Origin of the sequence: Leptolyngbya sp. CCY15150 (assembly GCF_016888135.1) — a bacterium.
Classification (GTDB): domain Bacteria; phylum Cyanobacteriota; class Cyanobacteriia; order RECH01; family RECH01; genus RECH01.
Genome location: NZ_JACSWB010000156.1, coordinates 18,598 through 42,904, shown reverse-complemented (window position 1 = coordinate 42,904; position 24,307 = coordinate 18,598). Strand labels below are relative to the sequence as shown.

At 54.1% G+C, this 24,307-nt stretch carries 22 protein-coding genes; 15 read left to right on the top strand and 7 right to left on the bottom strand.

Going from position 1 to position 24,307, the window contains the following annotated elements; all coding sequences use genetic code 11:
- Positions 1-524 precede the first annotated feature (524 nt).
- The 4 genes from JUJ53_RS07510 (at position 525) to JUJ53_RS07495 (ending at position 4,842) form a co-directional block, all read left to right on the top strand.
- Positions 525-1,277 carry a response regulator transcription factor gene (locus JUJ53_RS07510; protein WP_204151377.1) on the top strand — a complete coding sequence of 251 codons (753 nt, stop codon included), beginning with the start codon at positions 525-527 and terminating at the stop codon, positions 1,275-1,277.
- A gap of 191 nt (positions 1,278-1,468) precedes the next feature.
- Positions 1,469-2,932 carry a HAMP domain-containing sensor histidine kinase gene (locus JUJ53_RS07505; protein ID WP_204151376.1) on the top strand — a complete coding sequence of 488 codons (1,464 nt, stop codon included), beginning with the start codon at positions 1,469-1,471 and terminating at the stop codon, positions 2,930-2,932.
- A gap of 231 nt (positions 2,933-3,163) precedes the next feature.
- A complete protein-coding gene (locus tag JUJ53_RS07500; protein WP_204151375.1) occupies positions 3,164-3,973 on the top strand; it encodes a pseudouridine synthase in 810 nt (269 codons plus the stop codon).
- A 26-nt stretch (positions 3,974-3,999) separates the two neighbouring features.
- Positions 4,000-4,842: a RodZ domain-containing protein gene (locus JUJ53_RS07495; RefSeq protein WP_204151374.1), complete on the top strand. Its 843-nt coding sequence runs from the start codon at positions 4,000-4,002 to the stop codon at positions 4,840-4,842.
- Between the two features lie 39 nt (positions 4,843-4,881).
- Here JUJ53_RS07495 and malQ read toward each other — a convergent pair whose 3' ends face one another.
- The gene (gene malQ, locus JUJ53_RS07490; RefSeq protein WP_204151373.1) at positions 4,882-6,414 is read right to left on the bottom strand and encodes a 4-alpha-glucanotransferase; all 1,533 of its coding nucleotides are present in this window, start codon (positions 6,412-6,414) and stop codon (positions 4,882-4,884) included.
- Positions 6,415-7,230: 816 nt separating this feature from the next.
- On the opposite strand from malQ, the gene JUJ53_RS07485 reads away from it, so the two are divergent.
- The 5 genes from JUJ53_RS07485 (at position 7,231) to JUJ53_RS07465 (ending at position 13,691) form a co-directional block, all read left to right on the top strand.
- On the top strand, positions 7,231-9,291 hold the full coding sequence (locus JUJ53_RS07485; RefSeq protein WP_204151372.1) for a chromosome segregation ATPase: 2,061 nt from the start codon (positions 7,231-7,233) through the stop codon (positions 9,289-9,291).
- A 169-nt stretch (positions 9,292-9,460) separates the two neighbouring features.
- Positions 9,461-10,678: a spermidine/putrescine ABC transporter substrate-binding protein gene (locus JUJ53_RS07480; protein ID WP_204151371.1), complete on the top strand. Its 1,218-nt coding sequence runs from the start codon at positions 9,461-9,463 to the stop codon at positions 10,676-10,678.
- Positions 10,679-10,766: 88 nt separating this feature from the next.
- Complete coding sequence (locus tag JUJ53_RS07475) at positions 10,767-11,936, top strand: ABC transporter ATP-binding protein (protein ID WP_204151370.1); 1,170 nt, start codon at positions 10,767-10,769, stop codon at positions 11,934-11,936.
- The gene (locus JUJ53_RS07470; RefSeq protein WP_204151369.1) at positions 11,936-12,850 is read left to right on the top strand and encodes an ABC transporter permease; all 915 of its coding nucleotides are present in this window, start codon (positions 11,936-11,938) and stop codon (positions 12,848-12,850) included. The genes JUJ53_RS07475 and JUJ53_RS07470 overlap by 1 nt, the downstream gene beginning before the upstream one ends.
- Positions 12,851-12,857: 7 nt before the next feature.
- The gene (locus tag JUJ53_RS07465) at positions 12,858-13,691 is read left to right on the top strand and encodes an ABC transporter permease (RefSeq protein WP_204151368.1); all 834 of its coding nucleotides are present in this window, start codon (positions 12,858-12,860) and stop codon (positions 13,689-13,691) included.
- A gap of 152 nt (positions 13,692-13,843) precedes the next feature.
- Here the strand turns inward: JUJ53_RS07465 and JUJ53_RS07460 are convergent, their stop codons facing one another.
- From JUJ53_RS07460 to JUJ53_RS07445, 4 genes are all read right to left on the bottom strand, one after another.
- Positions 13,844-14,185 carry a type II toxin-antitoxin system PemK/MazF family toxin gene (locus JUJ53_RS07460; RefSeq protein WP_204151367.1) on the bottom strand — a complete coding sequence of 114 codons (342 nt, stop codon included), beginning with the start codon at positions 14,183-14,185 and terminating at the stop codon, positions 13,844-13,846.
- A gap of 14 nt (positions 14,186-14,199) precedes the next feature.
- On the bottom strand, positions 14,200-14,451 hold the full coding sequence (locus JUJ53_RS07455) for an AbrB/MazE/SpoVT family DNA-binding domain-containing protein (protein WP_204151366.1): 252 nt from the start codon (positions 14,449-14,451) through the stop codon (positions 14,200-14,202).
- A gap of 99 nt (positions 14,452-14,550) precedes the next feature.
- On the bottom strand, positions 14,551-15,606 hold the full coding sequence (locus JUJ53_RS07450) for a GDSL-type esterase/lipase family protein (protein ID WP_204151365.1): 1,056 nt from the start codon (positions 15,604-15,606) through the stop codon (positions 14,551-14,553).
- Between the two features lie 67 nt (positions 15,607-15,673).
- A complete protein-coding gene (locus JUJ53_RS07445) occupies positions 15,674-16,111 on the bottom strand; it encodes a DCC1-like thiol-disulfide oxidoreductase family protein (RefSeq protein WP_204151364.1) in 438 nt (145 codons plus the stop codon).
- Between the two features lie 301 nt (positions 16,112-16,412).
- Between JUJ53_RS07445 and JUJ53_RS07440 the strand changes: the two genes are divergently transcribed.
- From JUJ53_RS07440 to JUJ53_RS07420, 5 genes are all read left to right on the top strand, one after another.
- The gene (locus JUJ53_RS07440; protein WP_204151363.1) at positions 16,413-17,477 is read left to right on the top strand and encodes a PstS family phosphate ABC transporter substrate-binding protein; all 1,065 of its coding nucleotides are present in this window, start codon (positions 16,413-16,415) and stop codon (positions 17,475-17,477) included.
- Positions 17,478-17,733: 256 nt separating this feature from the next.
- On the top strand, positions 17,734-18,708 hold the full coding sequence (pstC, locus tag JUJ53_RS07435; protein WP_204151362.1) for a phosphate ABC transporter permease subunit PstC: 975 nt from the start codon (positions 17,734-17,736) through the stop codon (positions 18,706-18,708).
- A complete protein-coding gene (gene pstA, locus JUJ53_RS07430) occupies positions 18,705-19,634 on the top strand; it encodes a phosphate ABC transporter permease PstA (RefSeq protein ID WP_204151361.1) in 930 nt (309 codons plus the stop codon). The genes pstC and pstA overlap by 4 nt, the downstream gene beginning before the upstream one ends.
- A gap of 170 nt (positions 19,635-19,804) precedes the next feature.
- Positions 19,805-20,587, top strand: a complete 783-nt coding sequence (pstB, locus tag JUJ53_RS07425) for a phosphate ABC transporter ATP-binding protein PstB (RefSeq protein WP_239124857.1) — start codon at positions 19,805-19,807, stop codon at positions 20,585-20,587.
- 341 nt (positions 20,588-20,928) lie between these two features.
- On the top strand, positions 20,929-21,480 hold the full coding sequence (locus tag JUJ53_RS07420; protein ID WP_204151359.1) for a dual specificity protein phosphatase: 552 nt from the start codon (positions 20,929-20,931) through the stop codon (positions 21,478-21,480).
- Between the two features lie 250 nt (positions 21,481-21,730).
- Here the strand turns inward: JUJ53_RS07420 and JUJ53_RS07415 are convergent, their stop codons facing one another.
- Positions 21,731-22,579, bottom strand: coding sequence for an Npun_R2479 family HD domain-containing metalloprotein (locus JUJ53_RS07415; RefSeq protein WP_204151358.1), 849 nt, complete (start codon positions 22,577-22,579; stop codon positions 21,731-21,733).
- A 625-nt stretch (positions 22,580-23,204) separates the two neighbouring features.
- Between JUJ53_RS07415 and JUJ53_RS07410 the strand changes: the two genes are divergently transcribed.
- Complete coding sequence (locus tag JUJ53_RS07410) at positions 23,205-23,789, top strand: hypothetical protein (RefSeq protein ID WP_204151357.1); 585 nt, start codon at positions 23,205-23,207, stop codon at positions 23,787-23,789.
- A 13-nt stretch (positions 23,790-23,802) separates the two neighbouring features.
- On the opposite strand, the gene JUJ53_RS07405 is transcribed toward JUJ53_RS07410, so the two are convergent.
- Positions 23,803-24,132: a hypothetical protein gene (locus JUJ53_RS07405; RefSeq protein ID WP_204151356.1), complete on the bottom strand. Its 330-nt coding sequence runs from the start codon at positions 24,130-24,132 to the stop codon at positions 23,803-23,805.
- Positions 24,133-24,307 lie beyond the last annotated feature (175 nt).

Here is a 24,307-nt window from a genome sequence, read left to right as displayed (position 1 = left end):
AGATCAACGGCTCTAAACCCAAGATTGCGCGCTAATCCAACCAGCTCATGGGGCGATCGCCCTCCATCACGTCCCACTCTTTTTGTATCTTGCATTAAGAAATGTTGCAAGACGGCAAGCCATGTTCACCCGCAGAACCCAGATCATGCGCAGCATCCAGGCGATCGCCGACAGTCTACGACATGCATGACGCCCAAAGCACCCTAGAACGTCATGGGGATCGCTCAATCGCGGTCTTGAAACACCATACCGTTGCGAGGCAGGCGTTAGCATCACGATCGGGGGATTGCGATGTATCTGGTTTAACATAATTTGGCATCTCCCCACGCGATCGCCCCCCAAGCTCAGGGGAAATTTTCCTGATTCGCCTAGCATTATCCTAGCTACAATCAAGATCAGGAAGGTTTAGTAACTTAAATCACAGTTAAAAATTGTCAGTTACCCATCACAGGCAGGAAAAAGCAGGATGGGAGTCTGGTAGGATTGAGCTGAACTGCCGAATACAGCACTATAGGACAACTCCAATGCTGACGCTGGACGCGAAAAAGCCGTCTCAGGATATTCGATTAGGGCGAGTCTTAGTAGTCGAAGATGAAGAACTCATCCGAGAAACCATTGCCCTAGCTTTAAACGAAGAAGGCTACGAGGTGCTCACCGCTGAAGATGGGCGCATGGCCATGGAACTCACCTGCCAATTTCGCCGTACTCAAGACTCGGATGCAGAGCCTGTGGATCTGATTATCCTAGACTTGATGCTGCCGTCGGTGAACGGACTTGATCTATGTCGATTAATTCGCCACGAAGGCAACAGCGTTCCTATTCTGATGCTGAGCGCCAAGGGCAGTGAAACAGATCGGGTGGTGGGGTTAGAAGTTGGGGCGGATGACTATCTCACCAAGCCCTTTGGTATGCGAGAGCTGATTGCTCGCTGCCGGGCATTGCTGCGGCGTCATCGCAATAATCAACCGCAACCGCAATCTCAAGTTCTCAGCTTCCAAGAGATTACGCTCTATCCCCAAGAATGCCGGGTGACCGTGCGGGGGCATGAGATCAGCCTGTCGCCCAAAGAATATCGAATTTTGGAATTGTTTATGAGCAATCCGCGCCGGGTTTGGTCGCGGGAGCAGTTGATTGAGCGCGTCTGGGGGCCAGACTTTATGGGCGACAGCAAGACGGTTGATGTCCACATCCGCTGGCTGCGGGAAAAGCTAGAGCTGAATCCTAGTAATCCAGAATATTTGCTCACCGTGCGCGGCTTTGGCTATCGGTTTGGCTAGGACGCGATCGCTCAGGAGCACCACCGTCCTATCGATTGCGTCTAGAGGTGGTGAAAGACTATCCCATAAAAAAAGTATGATCATAGGATCGGGGACAACCAGTCCCGATAAAACTGTCGATAATGGGGAAACGCATCAACTGACGTCTGATGCGCTAACCGATTAGACCACCCAGATCAGCAAGGCAAATTGTGGGAATCTTGGAATTTATCTTGGGGTTGGTAGTTGGCCTCCTCTGGCTGTTCTACCAGCGACAGCGCGATCGCGTCAAACTCAAAACCCTACTATCCAATCTGCGCTCGGAGGGAGAGCCCAGTTCCCCCTTTTCGCTGGAGTCTAAACTGTCGCTCGCCATCACCTATCAGCAACAGCAAATCGAGCAGCAGGCTAAACAGATTGAGGTCTTTCAGCGCATCCTGCACACGGCCCCCATCGGCTACCTGCATGTGGATGATGAAAACCGGCTGGTTTGGGCCAATCCTCAAGCCGAGCAGTTGCTGAATATTCCCGGACAGGAGGGCATTCCACCACGTCTCCTCTTAGAGCTCGTACGCTCCTACGATTTAGACGAGCTGATTGACCAAACGCGCCACGCCGAGCGGCTCCAGCAGGCTGACTGGGTATTCTACCCCGTTTCCTCGGATCTCTACGCTCGCTCCCAGCCCCAGCCTCGGGCTCTGCGCGGCTATGGGATGATGCTGTCCAATCGCCATGTGGGTGTGTTTTTAGAAAATCGCCAAGAGGCGGTCATGCTCAAACAGCAGCGCGATCGCTGGATTTCTGACGTGGCCCACGAACTCAAAACCCCCTTAACATCCATTCGCCTGGTTGCCGAGACCCTCCAAGATCGCCTTTCTCCCCCCCTCAACGGTTGGGCAGAGCGCTTAGTTAACGAAACCGTTCGCCTGAGCAATCTCGTCCAAGATCTCTTAGACCTCAGCCAGCTAGAGCAGCGATCGCTCCGACAACTGAAGCGTAGCCCCACCGACTTAGCTCAACTTTTGCAAACGGCCTGGCTCAATCTTGAACCCTTGGCACGCAAAAAAAAACTTCGCCTATCCTATAGCGGGCCAGACAAACTCTACGCCAATGTCGATGAAGCCCGCATGTATCGAGTCTTTATCAATCTTTTCGACAACAGCATTAAATATAGTCCCGTGGCGGCAGCGATCGCCGTAGAAGCGCAGTTCAGCATCCAGCCTGATCCCGCCGCGGCCGGACGGTCTGACGCTGCCGGAGGTGTTCTTGACCCAGATCCCCCCGTGGATAGCCGGCTGTCATCTTCTTCAAGCCTTAGTTCCCAAACCAGCTCCACCGACATTGATGCACCGGGATCCCACATCATCATCGACTTTATTGATGCCGGAGAAGGTTTTCCCAACGACACCATTGAGCATGTCTTCGATCGCTTCTACCGTGCTGATCCCTCGCGATCGCGGCAGAGCTATCTCACCGTTTCGGCCACACAACCCGATCTGTCAGAAGGCGATCGCCCGCCAGTCTCCCCCGTACCACACTGCAGCGGTAGCGGCTTAGGGCTGTCCATCGTCCAACAAATTGTCACCGCCCACGGCGGCCAGATCACTGCCAGCAACCATCCTGAAACCCATGGAGCCTGGTTGCGTCTGACCCTACCTATTGATCCTACTCATTGACTCTACCCATTGACCCTCATGGATCCTACCCATGGAACCAAGCCCTTGAGCCCACGCGCCCCTCGTGGTTCTGAATCTCTACCTCAGATCCCAAGACTTTCGTGAAAAAGATAGGGTTCTGGGCAGACATCTTGTAATATTTGTACATGAACTAAACTAGGGTTAGAGGAATACTCAATTGTGCGTATTCCTATTGCCAGGTTCTTGATGTGATCTTCCAGTGCGAGGTCTATGGCTGAACGAGTTCAAAAGCTATTGTCAAAGTGGGGCATTGCTTCTCGTCGTCAAGCAGAGCAAATGATTCTCGACGGGCGCGTTCGCCTGAACGGCTCAATCGTTTCTCTCGGACAAACAGCCGACCCAAGCTGCGATCGCATCGACGTGGATGGAACACCACTTGAATCTCATCAGCGCCCCCAGCCGATCTACATCTTGCTTCATAAACCCGCCGGCGTCGTCACCACCTGCGACGATCCCTGGAATCGCACCACTGTCCTTGATCTTCTACCCCATCATCTATCCCATGGCACAGGACTACACCCAGTCGGGCGGTTAGATGCAGAGAGCACCGGCGCTCTTGTACTCACAAACGATGGCTCCTTGACCTTTCACCTGACCCATCCTAGCCACACCATTCCAAAAACCTACCAGGTTTGGGTAGAGGGTTGTCTTTCTCAATCCACTCTTCAAAAATGGCGGGACGGCGTTGTACTATCAGGACGGCGTACTCAGCCAGCCCAGGTTAGAGTTCTTGATCATCAGCGTTATCCGGCTCACCGCACCCAGCTTGAGATTGTTCTACAAGAGGGACGTAATCGACAAATTCGTCGAATAGCGGAAAAGCTAGGGCATCCAGTCATTCACCTGCATCGCACCGCTATCGGAGCGATCGCCCTCCACCCCCTCCCTGAGGGGCACCACCGTCAACTGACTCACCGTGAACTTGATTCATTGCATCCATCTTCCAACCATCGCACGAACCATCCCACCGACCATCCCACCGACCGACATCTTCCGCTCCATCGCGTTCGCACAAGGTAGTTTCGTTGATGTCAAGGGTACGCACTATGAGTAGACATGGCTATTACCCAGAATCGCACCAGGCCGAACAATTGGCGGCAATTGGCGCTTATTTGCAACAGGCTCGCCAAGATGCTCACCTATCGTTGGATCAGATTAACGCCTCAACCCTGATCCGCCCTAGCCTGCTGATGGCCATTGAAGCGGGGCATATCCATGCTTTGCCTGAACCCGTTTATATTCGCGGGTTAATCAAGCGCTATGCAGATGCTCTTGGGCTAGATGGCGCTGAACTGGCGGCCACCTTTCCGGTGACCCCAACGGTGCAAACCAGTAGCGGCGGCATCTCATGGCGGGATCTGCCTGCAGCCCAGCTCCGGCCGCTCCACCTGTATGTTGCCTATATTTTGTTGATTACGGCGGCGATCAGTGGGCTATCTCATCTGATGAACCGGTCGGTGTCACCCTTGGCAGAGGAGCGTCTGGTCAATCAACAGACGACGATGCCTGTTCCCACAGAGCCAGTCACAGAGCCGACTCCCGCACCAGCCCCCGGCGCGGCTACCGAGGAGCAGCGTCCGGTGCGGGTGGATGTGAGCGTTACGGCTCCTTCTTGGGTGCGGGTGGTCTCCGATGGCGAGATGACCTTTGAAGATACCCTGAGCGAAGGCAGCAGCCATACTTGGACAGCCGATACCCAACTGACGATCCTAGCCGGCAATGCTGGGGGCCTGGTGGTTACCTATGATGGTCAGGCTAAGCCCTTAGGAGAACCGGGTACGGTGGCAGAAGTGACCTATTCTGCGTCCTCCCCAACGGCCCTGATGCCTGATGGGGAAGCGATCGCGTTTCGACAGGTATCAGGCGATCGCCCCCCACTCACACCCTAGGTTCTAACGCCTAAGCGCATCCAAACCCCAGTTACCCAGCTACCCATCGGACTCATCCTCGGGGGCTGGGGGCTGGGGCAGGCGTCCATACATCTCCGTCAGCATATGCATCCGCCCTGCCAATTCTGGGTTGACGGCTTCATCTCTATAGCGCCACTCCCAGTTCCCGGTTGGGGCACCAGGCAGGTTCATCCGAGCACCTTCCCCTAGTCCCAAGAGATCCTGGAAGGGGATCACGGCTTGGTTGGCATGGGAGCTGAGGGCCAGGCGAATCATGTCCCAGTGGATCCCGTCATAGCTGATATCGCCTAGGTAATGGCTGATATGGTCTTTTTCCCAGTCTGAGAGGCTTTCAAACCAGCCCACCGTAGTGTTGTTATCGTGGGTGCCGGTATAGACCATGCAGTTGCGCTCGAAATTAAACGGTAGGTAGGGGTTGCCTGGGCCAGAACCGAAGGCGAAGTGAAGAATTTTCATCCCCGGAAAGTCAAACTCATCCCGTAGGGCTTCCACCTCGGGGGTAATTACCCCGAGATCTTCGGCCAAGATCGGCAAACTGCCTAGCTCCTTCTTGACGGTCTCAAAAAACTCTCGACCCGGAGCCTCCACCCACTGACCGTTCATAGCCGTGGTTTCCCCTTGGGGCACTTCCCAGTAGGCTTGAAAGCCTCGGAAGTGGTCAACCCGAATTAAATCCACATATTCCAACATGGACTGCAAGCGCTGCAGCCACCACTTAAAGCCCCAAGCCTGCATCGCCTCCCAGTTATAGATGGGATTGCCCCATAGCTGGCCGGTGTCGCTGAAGTAATCGGGGGGCACACCGGCCATTAGGGCTGGTTCCCCCGTTTCTGGATCCAGATGGAAAATGTGGGGCAGTGACCAGACATCAGCGCTGTCGTGGGCCACGTAGATTGGCATGTCACCAATGATCTGAATTTGGCGATCGTTGGCATACTGCTTTAGATGAGACCATTGGCGGAAAAATTCAAACTGGAGAAACTTGTGGTGGTAAATATCGTTGGCAAGCTGCTTACGCCAACGGCTTAGGGTATCAGGATCACGTTTGGCGATCGCGTCATCCCAACGGTGCCAGCTTTCGCCACCATGGGCCTGTTTAAGCGCCATAAAAAAGGCAAAGTCGTCGAGCCAAAAAGCCCGAGCATGGCAAAACACATCAAACTCTTGGCGCTGTCGATCCGAGGCATGGGCCTTAAAGCGCTCGGCAGCTCGATCGAGCAGGGGTGTTTTGGTGGCAATGACGCGATCGTAGTCAACCTTGTCGCTGGGAAAGTCTGGCAACACCGACAGATCGTCGTGGGTCAGCCATCCTTCATCGACCAACAAATCTAGGCTAATCAACAGAGGATTGCCCGCCATGGAGGAATAGCACATGTAGGGCGAGTTGCCGTAGCCCGTGGGGCTGAGCGGCAAGACCTGCCACAGTTGCTGACCACTGGCTGCTAAAAAATCAACAAAAGCATAGGCAGCGCCCCCGAGGTCTCCAATGCCGTGGGGGCCGGGAAATGAGGTGGGATGAAGCAACAAACCACTGGAGCGAGGAAAAGGCATGAGTTCAATCCAAGATGATAAGAACTGGAGTCTTTGCAGTCTCGATCGGCGACAGATGGGCAGGCAGCGGCATAGAAACCATCGCCCCTCATCCATCTAGGCGTCGGGATCAGACCACCGTGGCACCTAGCCCAACGAGACGATCTGCTTGATCCCCTCGTTGGGACACAAGGCGATCGCAGCGTTATCGTCACGGCTGGCTGACAACGATCGAGAGCATCCGGAGCCTCTCAAGGGCGATCGCTCCCGGAAAAAGACCTCCTGACTATAGTAAGGACATCTGTGAGAAATTCGACCTAGCTTTTGGCCTAGTTTTAGGTTTGGGGCCAGAGTCGCGTCCTGTCCGGTCACTTTTGTATCGAATTATGTTGTTTGACGTCGATCCTGCCGACCGTCGTCAAGGAATGATGAGAATGTTGAAAAACTGAGTAGACTCTAACCATGGAACGTTAGGATAGCAACGATCTAGACAACCTGTCAGCCGCCAAGTTTTGCCGAAGACGGTTACTATCAAGTCAATCCGCTAGCAGCCTAACCAACTGGGCCAGCACCCTGCACTCGCCTGTCTACGGTGAGAATCCATGCCATCATCTCCAGACAGGATCTACCGGAAACGTTACCTAGGCAAACTCCAACGAGAGAGGTGATGGCGGGATCCCGTGCAGCCTGTAGCCCAGTTCAGCGTCGGCAGAAGCTCTCAGATCCCCCATGGATCGTGATAGAGCAACCATTCCCGTTGGGAACCATGAGCTGACTTAGGTATCTAGACGTCTGCTCCTTGCCATGAGTATTATTGCCAGATTTTAGGTTCTATTCATGACACACGATCGCCGGAAAACTCGCTATCATCCACCCCAAGCCCAGCGCCCCATGGATCGGCCGAGTCGTCCGGTGCAGCTTCCTCGTCCTGCGCCGCCCCTGCCGCGATCGCCCCTACCGCAACAGTCAGCGGGCCATCGCTCCACGCCGTCGTCAAATCCCTTGCAGGATCTGCAACACCAGATCCGTCAGCCGCCACCGCCACCACCGTTTGCGCCGCCCATGCCTACGCCCACGCCAGCACCACGCCAGCGCTGGCAGTGGATTCGCAATTGGCAAGTGTGGGGCACAGTGGCTGTCCTCTGCACCACCGGCACGGGACTGTTAGCCGCTGCTCTGCTGTTCAAAATTCCGGCCCTGCCCAATTGCCCGGCTATTTTTTGGCCCACCGCCTCCGCCTCCCTGCGCATGTATTGCGCCGACATCGCGGCTAATAAGCGCACGGTGGATGATTTGCTGGAAGCCATCCAGCTAGTGGAAAGTTTGCCTGAGGATCATCCCCTACAGCAGGAAATTCAGGACTCCATTGAAACCTGGTCGATGATGATTCTTGAGCTAGGTGATGAAGCCTTCCAGTCTGGGGAGTTGGAGGAGGCGATCGCCATCGCAGAACGCATTCCCGAGCATCTAGCCGCCCACGACCTCGTAGATGATCAGGTGCAGGACTGGCAACGCATTTGGTCGGAAGGCGAAGCGATTTACCGTGCGGTGGAAACGGCGCTGCGCAATCAAAGCTACCAAGAAGCCTTCCGCACCTCCAACCAGCTTCTCTACGTGGAGAATGAATACTGGCGCACCGTTCGACATGAGCAGCTCCAGGAAGTCATCACTGTTGCCCGCAAGGATGGCGAGATTCTTGGCCAGGCTCAACGCTTAGCCGATCGGGGAGATCCAGATAGCTTGGCCGAGGCTATTCAACTGGTGCAGGGCATTGGCAGCACCAGCTATGCCCATGATGGAGCCCAAGCGCTGCTGAAGAGCATTGGGGAAGACTTTTTAGATCTGGCTCAAGCAGCCCTCGACCGGGAAGACTATGAGGGAGCGATCGCCATCATTGAAAGCATTCCCGATACCATCAACCTTGGGGAAGAAGCCCAGGATTTTCTCACCATCGCCTCCGCCCAAAGCCAGGCTTGGCGCGGCACGGCTCTAGATCTTGAGTCGGCTATTCTACAAGCCCAGCGACTGCGGCGCGATCGCCCTCTCTATAGCCGAGCCCAGACCTTGATTCGCCAATGGCGGCTAGAAATCCAAGACGTCACCCGTCTGGATACGGCCCGGCAGGTGGCTCGCCCCGGCACTGTATCTGACCTACGGGCAGCGATCGCTGAAAGTCAGATGATTCCCGACGGCAACCCTCGGGCTGGCGAGGCTCAGCGTCTGGAAGCTGAATGGCTAAGCCAGATCCAGCGAATTGAAGACCAGCCGATTCTTGACCAGGCCAACCAGCTTGCCCAGCCGGGAACCGTCGCCGCCTTGCAGCAAGCGATCGCCACTGCCCAGCAGATTCAGCCGGGGCGCACCCTCTCCGGCACGGCCCAAGACCGGATTGCCACTTGGACGGCCCAGGTGCAGCGCTTGGAAGACCAGCCAATTCTCGACCGGGCGCGCCAATTAGCCAATGCTGGCGACTGGCGGGGGGCCATCTCCACCGCGCAACAGATTACTGAAGGTCGGGCCCTGCGGGCCGATGCCCAAGCGGAGGTCACCACCTGGCGCAACCGCCTGGAAGGGCAAATTCCCCTGCAAGATGCCTATGCGATCGCCAGCAGCGGCACCATATCTGGACTGGTAGCCGCCATTCAACTGGCCAATGAGGTGCCGGCTAGCAACAGCAGCCGTTCCGAAGCCGATCAAATGATCAACACTTGGAGCTACCAACTGCTCAACGCGGCGGAGCAGCAGGCGGTGGTGGATCTGGAAAATGCCATTGCGATCGCCCAAAACGTGCCACCGCGCACCGAAGCCTATGCCGCCGCCCAACTGCGGATTCAATCCTGGCAGCAACAGCTCCAGCCGGTGCCTGATCTGCCCACTTTACCGGAAGAACCCAGATAGGCTAGGCGTCTACCAGTCCAGACCGATCTGTAGTGTAAACAACTTTTCCCGGGTCTCCGATTCACTACCGTACAATCAGCCCTCTGACGAGACCTGAGCTCGCTGTTCCCTGATTCGTCCTTTCACATCTGGCTGCATCCCTACATAACTTCTCCATCGGTTCATCACTATGTCACAACGACCTCGTCCTTCCGCTGGCTTCAACCGCGAAGCTCAACTCTTGAGAGCCTTCTCCCGTCGCCGGTTCATCCAATTTGCCTCCACAGCCTCCTTAGCCGCTGTATCCACTCGCCTAATCGGCTGTAGCCCTTCGAGCGACACGGCTGCAACCACCGGAGATACCCCTGCTAGTTCATCAGGCAGCACCCTACGCCTGCTGACCTGGCCGGGCTATGACGAACCCGAGGTAATTCGCGGCTTTGAAGAAGAATATGGCGTCACGGTAGAGTTCAAAACCTATTTGGGTGGCGAACAAATGCTGCAATTTTTCAACCAGTCGCCCGCCGGCACCTATGATGCCCTGATTTCCGATGGAGAATATGTCACCAAGCTGATGGCTCTGGGCGCGATCGCCCCCATTGATCCATCCGTCGTGCCGAACTTAAGCGACTACCATCCGGTCTATCAAGACTTTCCTGGCTTCTACGAAGATGGGCAGATGATGGCAGTGGGCACCCGCTTTGGCAACTACGGCATTGCCTTCAACCAAAGCATTATTCCTCCCTCAGAGGTCACCAGTTGGGAGTTTCTGTTACGGGAAGACTTAGCCGGAAAGCTGGCCCTCTTTGATTGGTATCTGCCCAATATGGGGAATGCTAGCTTAGCCCTCTTCCCCGAGAATCCTAACCCCTACGACCTCACCGATGCCCAACTGGAGGAGGTTAAGGCCTGGATGCTGCGCATGAAACCCAATGTGGCGCTGGTGACCCCCAATGTGCAGGATATTGTCAATGCGTTCATCAACGGTGATGTGACGGCAGGCCCCGTGGGTGACTGGGTAATCCAAAATGCGATCGCCGACGGCAACCAAGAATTTACCGCCGTTGTGCCTGAGGAAGGTGCGATTCGCTGGAGTGAAGGTGCTGTGATCTGTGCCGACAGCCCCAACCCAGAGCTAGCCCAAAACTGGGTAGAATACATGTCCCGTCCTGAGGTGCAGGCCCGTCTAGCCTATGCCCAAGCCTATAAAGGTCTTGCCCCCAACCTCAAGGTAGTCGAGCATCTCACGGACGAAGAAAAGCAACTGTTGGGCTATGTGACCGATCCAAACGACGCCAGCAAACTGGTGGTAGAAAGCCAGCTAGAACGCACCCGCGCCCGCCAGCTTCCAACACAACAAACCGAAAAAGCTTGGCAAGACATTTACAACGAATTTAAGGCCACGTAAACCGCCCCCCCACGGTCTTCTTCGCCAGGCTCTACCTAGCCAGATGCTGGGTAACTGTTTCCTATTGCTCTGTGGTTTAACACTAACGATGAGTTCAACCTCGACCAATCCACCCTCCTCCTTGCCCATCGCTCAGACAAGGACGGCAGAGACCTCCAGCGCTCCTGCTCTAGAACTGCGGGCGATCGCTAAACAGTTCAATCAACTGTCCGTCCTCAGCGACATCAACCTGCATGTAGATCCTGGCGAATTTGTCGCCATTATGGGCCCCAGCGGCTGCGGTAAAACGACGCTGCTGCGGTTAATTGCCGGGCTAGAGTCCATGTCATCCGGGGAAATCTGGCTGCATGGGCAACCCATTGGCCAATTGCCTGTCCATCAGCGCCATACACCGCTGGTGTGGCAAAGCTTTGCCCTATTTCCCCACCTGAACGTTTTCCAGAACATTGCCTTTGGGCTAACGCTCAAGTCCCATAACCGAGCTGCCGTTAAAGACAAAGTGCATCAAGTGGCTGAATTGGTTCACCTCAGCGACTTTCTCAAGCGCCGGGTGGGAGCGCTCAGCGGTGGGCAAAAGCAGCGGGTGGCGATCGCCCGAGCCTTGGTGATGGAACCGAAGATTTTGCTGCTGGATGAACCCATGAGCGCCCTCGATGCCCATCTGCGGCTGCGGATGCAAGGGGAACTCAAGCGCCTCCAGCAGACCTTGAATATCGCCTTTGTTTATATCACCCACAATCAAAACGAAGCCTTTGCCATGGCCGATCGCATTGTGGTGATGAATCGTGGACGGATTGAACAAATTGGCTCGCCCGCCGACCTTTATACCCATCCCCAAAGCCATTTTGTGGCGGAATTTGTCGGCAATAACAACCTCTTTGATGGCCAGGTGCGATCGCTCAATGATGACCACACCCTAACCATCCAATGCCCCCAAGGTCTAATTCGCGCCCAGCCCGGCCAGGTGAACCACAGCATCGGCGACATGGTCACCGTGGTCGTCCCCGCCGACAAAATGCGGCTTGATCCCACCGAAAAAACCGACAATAGCCTCAGGGCTAGTCTGCGAGGACGAGAGTTCATGGGCTCCCAGATGAGCTATCTCCTAGAAACCGCATCGGGTCATGAACTGAACCTGATTTGCCAAGAATCCTTCAGCGATAGTCTGCGCATTGCCATCAACACCGACCTCGTCCTCCATTGGTCATCCCAGGATACGGTGCTGCTGGGAGACACCCGATCCCTGGAGGGAGCGTGATGAGCCAGCCACCTGCTACCCGCCCCATCGCCACCCCCAATGAACGCAGCGGTCTCAAGTACATCGGTCTGGCCCCGGTGGTGATCTACAACGGCATCTTTTTTCTCTTGCCGCTGCTGTTTTTGATTTGGATTGGCTTTTGGACGACCGAAAACTATCGGGCCGTTCCTGGCTTTTCCTTCGACAACTACATCGATATTTTCAGCCAGCTCTTCACGCGATCGCGCTATGCCTATGCCCTGCTGCAAACCGCCTGGGTCGCTAGCACCACCACGCTTCTCGCCATCCTCCTGTGCTATCCCTTCGCCTTGATGCTGGTGTTTGGTGTTCCCGAACGCCTACAGCGTTTTGCGGTTCTGTTGGCGATCGCCCCCTTCTGGAGCAGCTATATTCTTCGGCTCTACGCTTGGCAAACCATTCTCAACCGCAACGGCCTGTTCAACACCCTGCTGCTAAAACTGCAGGTGATTCAAGAGCCACTGCCGATTATTTTTACCCAGGTAGCCACCCGCATCGGCATTTTGCACTACCTAGCGCCCATCGTCATCCTGATTCTTTACCTGGTGTTGCGCAACAGCGATCGCGCCCTGCTGGAAGCTTCCCGCAACCTTGGAGCCACCCAATGGCAAACCTTTTGGCGCGTCCTGCTGCCCCTCAGCAAGCCAGGCATCATCTACAGCGCCCTGTTTGGCATCATCATTAGTGCGGGCGATGTATTATCTGGCATTGTTTTGGGCGGCGGCACCGGGCGATCGATTTTCGGCCCCATTCCCCTCTTTTCCACCGTAGTGCTCAATGAATATGCTGGCACTACCAACCTACCCCGCACCTCCGCCCTCGCCACCATACTGGTGATTCTGCTGTTGGTGATCCTAGCAGCGGGTTTGAAACTATCCGACCCTCCCCGCGACTGAGGTGCCCATGACTGCCATCAAACTCTCCGCCCGTCCCACCCGCTCCATCAATCTACTCAGCCTAGTCGGATGGCTTTACCTCGGCGGCATGTATCTCTTCCTGATGCTGCCTATTTTGACCTTGGTGATCTTCTCCTTTGAAAATTCCCGCTTTCCTACCCTGCCTTGGACGGGATGGACCTTAAGCTGGTACGGCGACCTGTTTAGGGATGGACGCTTGATCCAGTCCCTCGGCTACAGCCTATGGATTTCCCCCGCCGCCGCTGCCGCCGCCACAGTTCTAGGCTTCTGCGCGGCCTATGTCCTAAATCGCTTCCAGTTTCTGGGCAAAAAACTCCTGTCCATCGTACTGATTATTCCGATCATCATCCCGCCGCTAATTTTAGGCGTGGCCTTTTTGGGGCTGCTGTCTGGTCTGCAGCTTCAAGGCAAACTGATCAGCATCTTTCTTACCCATGTGGTGATTTTGATCCCCACAGCGATCGCCCTGATTGGGTTACGCCTATCGCAAATGCCCAAAGATTTGGAAGAAGCCGCTTGGAATCTGGGAGCAACAGAATGGCAAGCACTGTGGCGAGTTGTCTTACCTTGGTCTATTCCTGGCATCGCTGGCGCTTGGCTGCTAGCCTTCACCTTTTCCTTCGATGAATTTGTAATTGCCTGGTTTGTATCTGGATTTCAGCAAACCCTGCCCGTGGCGATTTACACCTTCCTCGGCGCAAACCTCACCCCCGCTCTTAACGCTATCGGCACGCTGATTTTCCTGATTTCTATCTGTCTACTGGTTGGCGTTGAACTGCTGCTGATTCCCATTTTGCTGGGTCAACGCCGTTCGAGCTAAGAAGATTTATGGTGCCAATGCTCCCGCGTTGACACCTATCTCGAGCGCTCCTACAACCATTGAGATCTGGGTGCAAGAGCGCCACCGGAGCATTCCCACGCAGAGCGTAGAAACGATAGGGATTATTCACCTAATTTTCCTACTGCCCCCGCCTAGCTGCCAATGATGAGATTCAGCGTTGCCACAACCTGATCAACCACTGCCGAAGGCAAATGCTCATCCATACTGCGCCACCAGCGCTGGCTCAAATCGATGGTGCGAATCTGCTCGGCAATCACCGACCCGCTCACCCGAAACCCTTCAGGAATAGGAATTAGCGTCTTAATTTCAGGTCTAACCGTGCTGGCAATGGGTGACACAATCACCAGGCCACCCCTAGCCGCGTTAAAAGACATCTGGCTCAACACTAAGCAGGAGAGAGCATCTCCCATTTGCTCTCTTCCCTGGGTGGGATTCAAATTGACGCGAATCACTTCACCTCGGCGCAACTGCATCCTGATCTCCTTTCCTAGAGCAATTCCTGCCCCTCTGGCCCACTGTTCACAAAGTCGTTCACATCCGTGGGGTAGTAAAAATCGTCAGGAATACTGGCCAGTAACTCGTCCAAAGAGGTGGCGATCGCCTTCTTGCGGATCACCAACGCCCCATCTACTTCCAACATCTCCACTGTCGAGTTTTCATCCCATCCAAAGCTCTCCGCCAACCGATGGGGAATGCGTAAGCCTAGGCTATTCCCCCACTTTTTCAGTTGAATATCCATACTGCCGAGCTGAATTATACTTTGTATAATAGTTTAGCATTCCTAAGCAAGCGATCGCCTCTTTGCTCTCAACCCTTACCCCTCTTTATATCTCCAACCCTAAGCCAAGTTAAACTGCTGCAGCGCCAAGCGCCACACCGCATATCCCCGCTGACTCAGATGAATGCCATCCGTGGTCAAATCACGGTGGAGCACTCCCGCCGCATCTGTAAAGTACATCTGGAGATCGAGATAGCTCACCTGTTCTGCCTGAGCTAAGCGGGCGATCTGTTGATTCAAGCCCTGAATGCGATCGCTTGGCAAGGCAGGCAGCCGGGTTGGCAAGATGGAATGCACTACCACTTCCGCATCGGGATGCTGTTGCCGCAAGCGTTGCATAATCTGATGAATATTGCCCAGCAGTTCCTCGTCCGACGCTCCCCGCCGTAGGTCGTTAATGCCCACCATCACATGGACGCGATCGGGACGAGCTTGGTCAAACGCCGACAGCCGCTGCAAAACGCCCGCCGATGTATCTCCAGAAATACCTTGGTTCAACCAAAAGCGATCGCTTGATAGTTGCTCCGTGGGATACCAAAGGCTGAGCGAATCGCCGACCATCACCGTCAGACGATTGCTGCCTTGCCCTCGCGCCATAGACTGAGCCTCTTGATTCAGCAAGTCTACCCATTCCTCATAGGTGGGCTGTAGCGTCGCCCCTTGCCAATCACTCTGAAAGCTATCCACCGGCAGCCGCGTATAGGTTTGCCCGGCCCGCAGGGCCGCCCGCCGCTGTACATACATCTGCCCCCCAGAGCTAGGGCGGGGGCGAGGGCTAACTATGGGTTCATCCCAGTTCAGCGTTCCAGGGCTGGCCACCGCAAGTTGGGAGGGTTCCGCCGCCACCTGTTGCACAGCCGGCTGCCAAGCAACTGGATGGGTCTCTGGGGCTTGAACAGCAGTGCTAAACAGGGGCAGCGATCGCTCTCGACTGGTCTCCGGCAACACCTGGGAGCAAGCCATGGTGAGCGGAATCACATCCGACAGTCCCCATGATTGGCAAGTCGTCATGGCATCCGGCAAGGATGCGTGGGGCAACGGCGGCGGTTCCAACATCCAGACCGGCACTTGAGTCTGGGTCAGAAGGCTCATCGCTAACAGGGAAATATCACTCATGGCGATCGCTGGGTATGTTCATCCCTCTTTGCAAGCGATCGCCCCTGGTTTCAGGACAAATTCTAGATCAATCTGGCTGGGGCACCGACGGCGATGCAGACTCCGCACCACAGCTTCCCGTCTCACAGGCACCGTAGGCCGAGGTATACAGGGCCCGTTGCCCAAACCATGGATAGCGATGATCGCGCACCTGCTCATAGAGGCGATCGCCCATCCACTTCATCCCCGGCACATTTCGATAGGCCGCCACCAGCATCTCCCCCAAGGGCAGCGATCGCCCAATTTCTTCCGCCGCATCACTGCCCTGCCAGCGCTGAGAAGCATCTGCCCCGTCTACCAAGATCATGCCCATCTCGCAATCCGCTGCCGTGATGTCCAACTGCTCCAGCATAGCTGCATCCTGCATCGGCACGTAGCAAAATCGTTGACCTTGGTCGATGGCTTCCAAGAGTCGCACCCAGTTCACACAAAGATTGCAGGTGCCATCATATATGACATAGCGCATCGGCCTACCCCATTCATCTACTCTGCCTAGTGTCCCACACAGACCCTATGATGATCATATTTCGGAGGTTTAGATAAAAATTAGCCTCTTCAACCGGTTTTGAGGCAGGAATATGTACTATGCTCAAGCGATCGCCCTTTAATACGATAATACTCGGATTTTCTTTTCTAAAAAACCCAATTCTCTGAACCCGTAGGCATCTTAACCTAGGCTTTATGTTGAGATGATAGGTTCTCATGGACGGCTCGTGTAATCACGTCGTATCCAACTTTTGAGTCAACACAAAGCAACTATTATGTATATGGCACCAACGATCCGCTTCAAGCGCCTTGCAGGCATCTTATCTTTCATGGCGGTTCTGAGCATAGCAGCGTCTTGTGCGGGAGGCGGCAGTCAAGATACCGCAGGTACCGAAGGGACAGACGGTACCTCAACAGCAGCATCGTCCGAGGGCTCTGGGCTCGCTGGCGATGTCTTGGTTGACGGATCTAGTACTGTATTCCCCATCTCTGAAGCTATGGCTGAAGAGTTTATGGCGGAAAACGCTGACGTTCGCGTCACCGTTGGGGTATCCGGTTCGGGCGGCGGCTTCCAAAAATTCTGTGCCGGTGAAACCGACATCTCCAACGCATCTCGTCCTATCAAGCAAGAAGAAATCGACCTCTGTGCTGAAAACGGCATTGAGTTTGTAGAGATTCCCATCGCCTTTGATGGCCTCTCCGTCGTGGTTAACCCTGAGAACGACTGGGCTCAGTGCCTCACGGTAGAAGAGCTGAAGACCATGTGGGAGCCTTCAGCAGAAGGAACAATCACCAACTGGAATCAAATTCGTCCTGACTTCCCCGATGCAACGCTAGGTCTCTACGGCCCAGGCACAGACTCCGGTACCTACGACTACTTCACCGCAGCCTTGCTCGATGCTGAAGGTGAAAGCCGCGGCGACTACACCGCTAGCGAAGATGACAACGTCTTGGTTCAAGGGGTGATCGGCGACACGAATGGTCTAGCCTTCTTTGGCTATGCCTACTACGAAGAAAACCAAGACTCTCTCGGATTAGTTGCCATTGATAACGGCAACGGCTGTGTTGAACCCAGCCCAGAAACCATTGGCGATGGATCCTATCAGCCCCTATCCCGTCCTGAGTTCTTCTACGTTAAGACGACCTCTCTCGACAACCCAGCCGTGCTTGCATTCGCCGAGTATCAAATTGCTCTCGAAAACAAAGGTCTAGTTGAAGAAGTCGGCTATGTGGCGCTGCCTGATGCCGTCCTAGAGGCTGCACAAGAGCGTTTAGCAGCCGGCACAACCGGATCTGTGTTTGAAGGTGGTTCTGCTGTAGGCGTTAAGCTAGCTGATGTGCTGTAATAGTAGCCTCTAGTAGCAAGCCTTTAGTAGCAAGCCTTTCATGACATACTGACTGCTATGGAGGATGAATCATCACCATAGCAGTCACCGTCTTGGCCTATGTCGCTGTCCTATAGTCGTTGTTGAGCACGTCAGCTAAGTATTAAGCAAAGCGTCTAACTCACGCCAAACCTAGCTTCCATCAAGACTCAGGAGCACCAGCCGTAGGCAGTGGCACACTACAATTTATTGTCCATACAATCACTTTTTTCATGGCATGACTGCTAGCACACCTTCAGAGTCCGACCTGTGGCGGCCCAATCGAGCCGTAAGCAAGCGCACCGAATTTATCGTTAAGATGATCTTCGGAGCCTTTGCTATGGTCTCCGTGGCAACCACGATTGGTATTGTCCTAACGCTTATTTTTGAAGCCGTTGCGTTCTTCCAAGTAGTTCCTCTGTGGCGTTTTTTGACAGAAACTCGCTGGACACCTTTATTTTCCAGTGCCCAGTTTGGGATCATGGTGCTCATCAGTGCAACGGTGATGGTGTCCTTTATCGCCATTGTGGTTGCTCTGCCCCTGGGTCTCCTATCTGCCATTTTCCTCAGTGAGTATGCCTCTCCTAAGGTGCGCGCAGTGCTCAAGCCCGCGCTCGAACTCCTAGCTGGGGTGCCAAGTGTTGTCTTCGGGTATTTTGCCTTGCTCTTTGTCTCGCCATTGCTGCGAACAGCAACGCCCGCTTGGCTTCAAAGCATCATCCCAAACTGGGATCAATTTATTCCAGGACTTCAAGGATTTAATGCCCTTAGTGCGGGCATTGTTTTAGGTATTTCCATCACACCGCTTGTGGCCTCACTGAGTGAGGATGCCCTGTTTGCCGTGCCTCGTAGTCTCCGGGATGGAGCCTATGCCCTGGGTAGCACCAAGCGCGAAACGATTATTGCCGTTGTCTTGCCAGCAGCCCTGTCGGGTATTGTGTCAGCCTTGATCTTGGCTATTTCCCGAGCGATCGGGGAAACCATGATTGTCACCCTAGCGGCTGGTCAAAACCCGACATTAGGGTTCAATCCTTTGGTTCCTGTGATGGCAATGACTGCCTTTATCGTCCAGGTTAGCTTGGGAGATACCCCCGCCGGGTCGTTAGCCTATCAAACGATCTTTGCCGTGGGCATGACCCTATTTGTCATTACCCTAACCCTCAATATTTTTAGCTTCTGGTTTGTCCGCCGGTTTCGGGAGAAGTACGAATGACCACGCAAGAACCACAGGCATCTGCTGGGAATCTGTCATCCATCGCAGATGCTGGCTCATTGTTCAATATCAACATTAAGTTTCGGTACCGCTTAGACCGCATCTTTAAAGGTGCCACCATTGTGGCCGTCTCCATCGCCATTTTGGTTTTGGTTGTTCTTCTAGTCGATGTGTTGATCGATGGGTTACCGCGCATCAATTGGTCATTTTTCACCAACTTTCCTTCCCGTCGTCCGGCCGATGCAGGCATCTTATCGTCACTCGTCGGCACAATCTGGGTCATGGCTATTGTGGCCATAGTGTCATTTCCTTTGGGTGTGGGTGCAGGGATTTTCTTAGAAGAGTTTGCAGAGGATAATTGGATCACCCAGGCGATTGAAATCAACATCAATAACTTGGCGGGTGTTCCGTCCATTATTTATGGTCTCTTGGGTCTACAAGTCTTTGTGCGGATCATGGAGCCGATCACAGGCGGACGTAGCATTCTCTCTGGAGCACTAACTCTAGCGCTGTTGATTTTGCCGATTATCATCGTTTCCACCCGTGAAGCCTTGCGATCGGTGCCCGACAGCCTCAGGCTGGCTGGGTTTGCTCTGGGTGCCACTCGCTGGGAAGTTGTGCTCAACCAGGTGATGCCCTTGGCGTTTCCGGGTGTTCTCACCGGCACGATTTTGGCCCTGTCGCGGGCGATCGGGGAAACCGCTCCTTTGATCATGATTGGGGCGCTCACCTTCATCTCATTCTTGCCCGAAGGCCCTCAAAGCCCCTTCACCGTTCTACCGATCCAGGTCTTCAACTGGGTCTCTCGCCCTCAGGCAGAGTTTCATGTCAACTCAGCGGCGGCGATTATTGTCTTGATGGCTGTCTTATTGTTGATGAACTCGACCGCTATTTTCCTACGCAACAAGTTTCAACAACGACTCTAAGGGTCTTGTCGATCCTGTCTATGGGAAAGCGATCGCTCCCCCATCCCCCACCCATTACTAGCCTTGAAGCTTCAGTTCTACGTTACAAGCCCTATCCAAGCCCGACCCCAGAAGCAATCTGTTGAATTACCCTGACACACAAAATGATGCAAGACTCTGTTACAACCAGTATGGCAACTGAACCTGCCCTCATGGCTGAGGCCGTCAATGTTTACTATGGGTCGAGCCTTGCTGTCCGGGATGTATCGCTAGATGTCCCTAAAAACAAAATCGTGGCGTTTATTGGCCCATCTGGCTGCGGCAAAAGCACCATGCTGCGTTGCTTCAACCGCATGAATGACTTGATCCCCACAGCTCGGGTTCAAGGCCGGATTACCTTCCACGGTCAAGATCTCTACGCCAAAAGCATGGACCCAGTGGAAGTGCGGCGACGCATTGGCATGGTGTTTCAAAAGCCGAACCCCTTTCCCAAGTCCATCTATGAAAACATTGCCTTTGGTGCCAGGATTAATGGCTACCGAGGTGATATGGATGAGCTGGTTGAACAATCCCTGCGAGGGTCAGCGCTGTGGGATGAAGTGAAAGACAAGCTGAAGGAGAGCGGTCTATCTCTTTCTGGCGGTCAACAACAGCGGCTGTGTATTGCTCGCGCCATTGCAATCTCCCCTGAGATTATTCTCATGGATGAACCTTGCTCTGCATTAGACCCAATTTCGACCCTGCGGGTTGAGGAACTGCTGCATGAACTCAAGGAACGATATACCATCGTCATCGTCACTCACAATATGCAGCAAGCATCTCGGGTGTCAGATTATACAGCTTTCTATAATGCGGAAGCCACGGACAAAGGCGGCAAGGTGGGCTACTTAGTTGAGTATGACCAAACCAGCACCATTTTCCAAAACCCAGCACAGCAATCTACCAAAGAGTACGTCACCGGTCGCTTTGGCTAGATGAGTTGACGGCGAGGTCGGTTTAGCGACATCGGTTGGGAAAACTATCCGGATCTGATACCTAGCCTGGGAAAAAAGAAAGCTATGGCATGAAGCGTGAACCTTGCTGTTTTTGCAGAACGGGCTCACGTTTTTTGTTCGCAAGGACAACGTGAACGCATCTGGACGCAGGAACTTAGCCAATCCTGCCCCATTTCATCGCTGTCCAAAACTTGCCACATCTATCATCTTGAGCTTGCACCTGCATAGCCTTCCCTGAAGGCAGCACAATCCCTGCTGGATGTCTGCACTCTCATTCTGGGGATGCATGGCTATTGTTTTAGATCTTGGCAACCACCGTTATGTTGAAACATATTCAGGCTGTATTTCGACCGTCGCATCCGTCCAAACATCCTAACCCCCGAACAGCGATCGCTGCCCTTGCCCTAGATTGGATCCTGCCCCAACAGCTTGCCGTTGGCCCACTCCCCACTCCCCAAAATTACTCCAGCCTTCATCAAGCGGGCATTCAGTCGGTGGTGTCGCTCTGCGCCCCCTCAGAAGGGCTCATTCCCACAGACATCCCCCAGCAGTTTGACCATGCGCGCTTCATTCTTCCCGATAGCAGCTACATCTTTGGTCTCGATCCACGCCAACTGCGTCATATTGTTCACCATATCCACACCCGCATTCAGCGCGGCCAGACCGTCTATGTTCATTGCCTAGCCGGAGTGGAGCGATCGCCCACCGTCTGTGCCAGCTATCTCTGTCTCTATCAAGGATTAGATCTATGGGAAGCCGTGGCCGTGGTCACCCGCCAGCATCCCATCGCCATGCTGACCGAGTCTCAGTTTCGCGCCATCCGCACCCTTGTGCAAAACGAGCTTGCTCAGCCCGTCACCCCTAGTCTCTAAGCGCCCTAGTGCCGGAAGACAGAAGAACGAAAACAGAAAAACGAAAACAGAAAAACGAAAAGGATCCGGGAGACACAAGGTTTCCCGTCTCAGCTCATAGGCGGGTTACTGACGCCTCAGAGTACTAGGGAGTGGTTTAAAACTCATCCAAACCCTGATTCTCTCGTACGAAAGATCAAGGGGTTTAGCAGGTTTTAAACAGAGCCTAGCCTTTAACCTCACGTTTGATAAAGAGTTTGGGTAGCAGATCTCACCCTTGGAGCGTGCCGTCCTCGCCCTCATGCTCCACCACAAACACATTGGAGTAGAGATTGGCGATCACCTGCTGTCCTTCTTGGGTCAACGAGAGATATCCCAAAGAGTCTTTGATGTAGGGGTAGACCACAGACCAATAAAACTTAGGGTAGCTACGCCGTAGATTACCCGGCGTCTTGTAGCCCATGCGCTCATTAAACCCCATTTCTTCAAACTCGTAGAACAGGGCACTTACTTTTTTGAGATAGCGCGGATCGCTCAGTTGCCCAATTAAATCAGCCGCTCTGACCAAGCCAGGATAATTTTTGGTGTCCGCATGATCGCCATCTTCCGGCACCGGAAATCGCGTCAGCTCAATGTTGGACTTAATCACCTCGGCATCAATGAGACGGTTGCCGCTAAATCGTTCCGCCACAAACAGCTTGCCACGATCCACATGGTAGGGAGCCAAGCTGGCATCGGTGGCACCGGGCGGAATTTCTACCAGTTCGGTACCTAGCCCTGTGGAATAGAAACCGTTGTGATCATTGCGACACACCCCTTTGACATAGCCGATATCATGGCAGAGCAGCGAAATTATGAAGTGCATCCAGTCTTCACAGGACACACCCCCTTCACGGATATGCCGGCCGCGCAAGATTTCTTGCCCCACAAGAGTCACCAACAGGGTATGTTCAACGTTGTGGTAGAGGGCGTCGCTGTTGGCGATATTTTCCAGCGCCATCCGCCCCGACCAACTGATGATGTTGGCGTAGTCGGGTTTCAGACCACCATAGTTTTGTTCATAGCCCTGATGTAGCTCTTGTACAAAGGCATTAATCAGGGTCGTCGTGGGATTAAACATCTTCAATAGTCAAGACAGGAGTGATCATGTGGCTGTCGGCAATTCATGCTGCCCAAGGCTGTACGGGTCACGGCCAGGACGATACCAGCACACCCATCGGAAGGCCTCGTATGGTCATAGAGTGACGACTGGGACATCTATATGTGTCCAGCAACCTATATATCCAGCAACCAGAATACCGCTCAAGCTCATCCTGTGACGAAGGGGCTAACCCACCCATGGAGATCTCTTGAGCTAGTACCTATCTAAGTCATGCACCCTTTTGCCTAAGCGATCGCCCCCTACCCTGCTCTAGTCGATGCAATTAGCAATGGGCTTGCTCAGGCTTCCAGTGTAACCATTGAGACTCTAGGCGTAAACTCACTACGGATCGCAACCCATACGCCAAAAACGAGATCTCGTACAAATTTTGCGTGCGGCTTTAGCCCTGATGTATCTCTACAGGGCTCATGGTTCAAATCAGCAATCCCCTGATACCCATTATGAAAGGGGAAATCTTGGATTGGGTCTCCATCTCAACGTTTCTTGAACAATTCAGAGGCTGATGACCAGCGATACGAGCTGCCTTGCCCCCGATCGCAAACTAGCTACACTAGAAACGGATATTCATGAGATGACATCGTCTATGACCACGGTTGCAGATGGGCAAAATCAAGAGCAAACCTCCAGAACATTTCGGATCTCGCCGCTCATTCGGCTGACGCTCCTCAGCTTTTATACTGCCCTGACTATTCCCCTACCCATCTTGGCGATCGCCACCCAAGCTCCTATTTCTCCTTGGGTTTTCATCGTGGGTCTAGTGCTAGGAGCGATCGCCCTTTATGCAGCCCTGAGTGAGCGGGTAGTGATTACGCCCACCACCATTCAGGTGGCCTATCCTCGCTGGGTGCCGAGCCTGTTTCGCCGGGGTTGGTCGCTCAACTGGAGCAGCATTCAAGCCCTGAAGCCGCGCACCACGGGGCAGGGTGGTCTAGTGTATTACTTCGTCACCGCCGAACGCGATCGCGCCTATCTGCTACCCATGCGGGTGGCGGGCTTTGCCGAACTCGTGCGCCAGGTTGAAGCCTACACCACCATCGACACCAGCGATGTGCGGCCTCTGTCCCAGCCTTGGATGTATTTGATCTTGCTGAGCCTTACCTTACTCCTGCTCCTCGTCGATGGCTGGGCGATCGCCACTGCCCTCACCGGATCCATAACCGGATTCTGATGACAATGCCCAACTACTGACCACAGCAGCGATCGATACCCAAGCTATCTAACAGCAAATCGCTCATGGCGTTGGCCACGGCAAACTCGCCGTAGAAGCTATTGGAGAAGTCAAACGCCTGCATCTCGGTGAGCACGGCAATCAACAGCGACCCCACATCATTTTCCCCTTCCATGCGATGGCGCACAAACACCTGAGCCGCCCGAGCCGCAATCTCTTCGTTGGCAGGCTCCGGCAAAAATTCTTGGTCAAGCCATTGGTGTAAGGCTTGCTGCAGCCAAATGCCTTCCTGTTGAGGATTATCAGCCGGCGGTAGGGTAATTGCTGGAATTGATTCAGCCATAAACAGATCTCAATCTCAACATCAACCTCAACATCAACATATCAAACGGTGTGCTGCGATCGCATCCCTGGAATCTGATCAGGTGCAGCCCAATCAAGCGATCGCTCTCAGCAGATAGGTTAGCCCCACGCCGAGGTTTGAATGGTCGTATGATGGGTTCAGTCCTTGGCGATCG

What these genes read in the sequence shown, in the direction of transcription:
- JUJ53_RS07510 (WP_204151377.1), top strand. Translation starts at nt 525, where the DNA reads ATGCTGACGCTGGACGCGAAAAAGCCGTCTCAGGATATTCGATTAGGG.
- JUJ53_RS07500 (WP_204151375.1), top strand. Translation starts at nt 3,164, where the DNA reads ATGGCTGAACGAGTTCAAAAGCTATTGTCAAAGTGGGGCATTGCTTCT.
- JUJ53_RS07495 (WP_204151374.1), top strand. Translation starts at nt 4,000, where the DNA reads ATGAGTAGACATGGCTATTACCCAGAATCGCACCAGGCCGAACAATTG.
- malQ (WP_204151373.1), bottom strand. Translation starts at nt 6,414, where the DNA reads ATGCCTTTTCCTCGCTCCAGTGGTTTGTTGCTTCATCCCACCTCATTT.
- JUJ53_RS07485 (WP_204151372.1), top strand. Translation starts at nt 7,231, where the DNA reads ATGACACACGATCGCCGGAAAACTCGCTATCATCCACCCCAAGCCCAG.
- JUJ53_RS07480 (WP_204151371.1), top strand. Translation starts at nt 9,461, where the DNA reads ATGTCACAACGACCTCGTCCTTCCGCTGGCTTCAACCGCGAAGCTCAA.
- JUJ53_RS07475 (WP_204151370.1), top strand. Translation starts at nt 10,767, where the DNA reads ATGAGTTCAACCTCGACCAATCCACCCTCCTCCTTGCCCATCGCTCAG.
- JUJ53_RS07470 (WP_204151369.1), top strand. Translation starts at nt 11,936, where the DNA reads ATGAGCCAGCCACCTGCTACCCGCCCCATCGCCACCCCCAATGAACGC.
- JUJ53_RS07465 (WP_204151368.1), top strand. Translation starts at nt 12,858, where the DNA reads ATGACTGCCATCAAACTCTCCGCCCGTCCCACCCGCTCCATCAATCTA.
- JUJ53_RS07460 (WP_204151367.1), bottom strand. Translation starts at nt 14,185, where the DNA reads ATGCAGTTGCGCCGAGGTGAAGTGATTCGCGTCAATTTGAATCCCACC.
- JUJ53_RS07455 (WP_204151366.1), bottom strand. Translation starts at nt 14,451, where the DNA reads ATGGATATTCAACTGAAAAAGTGGGGGAATAGCCTAGGCTTACGCATT.
- JUJ53_RS07450 (WP_204151365.1), bottom strand. Translation starts at nt 15,606, where the DNA reads ATGAGTGATATTTCCCTGTTAGCGATGAGCCTTCTGACCCAGACTCAA.
- JUJ53_RS07445 (WP_204151364.1), bottom strand. Translation starts at nt 16,111, where the DNA reads ATGCGCTATGTCATATATGATGGCACCTGCAATCTTTGTGTGAACTGG.
- JUJ53_RS07440 (WP_204151363.1), top strand. Translation starts at nt 16,413, where the DNA reads ATGGCACCAACGATCCGCTTCAAGCGCCTTGCAGGCATCTTATCTTTC.
- pstC (WP_204151362.1), top strand. Translation starts at nt 17,734, where the DNA reads ATGACTGCTAGCACACCTTCAGAGTCCGACCTGTGGCGGCCCAATCGA.
- pstA (WP_204151361.1), top strand. Translation starts at nt 18,705, where the DNA reads ATGACCACGCAAGAACCACAGGCATCTGCTGGGAATCTGTCATCCATC.
- pstB (WP_239124857.1), top strand. Translation starts at nt 19,805, where the DNA reads ATGGCAACTGAACCTGCCCTCATGGCTGAGGCCGTCAATGTTTACTAT.
- JUJ53_RS07420 (WP_204151359.1), top strand. Translation starts at nt 20,929, where the DNA reads ATGTTGAAACATATTCAGGCTGTATTTCGACCGTCGCATCCGTCCAAA.
- JUJ53_RS07415 (WP_204151358.1), bottom strand. Translation starts at nt 22,579, where the DNA reads ATGTTTAATCCCACGACGACCCTGATTAATGCCTTTGTACAAGAGCTA.
- JUJ53_RS07410 (WP_204151357.1), top strand. Translation starts at nt 23,205, where the DNA reads ATGACCACGGTTGCAGATGGGCAAAATCAAGAGCAAACCTCCAGAACA.
- JUJ53_RS07405 (WP_204151356.1), bottom strand. Translation starts at nt 24,132, where the DNA reads ATGGCTGAATCAATTCCAGCAATTACCCTACCGCCGGCTGATAATCCT.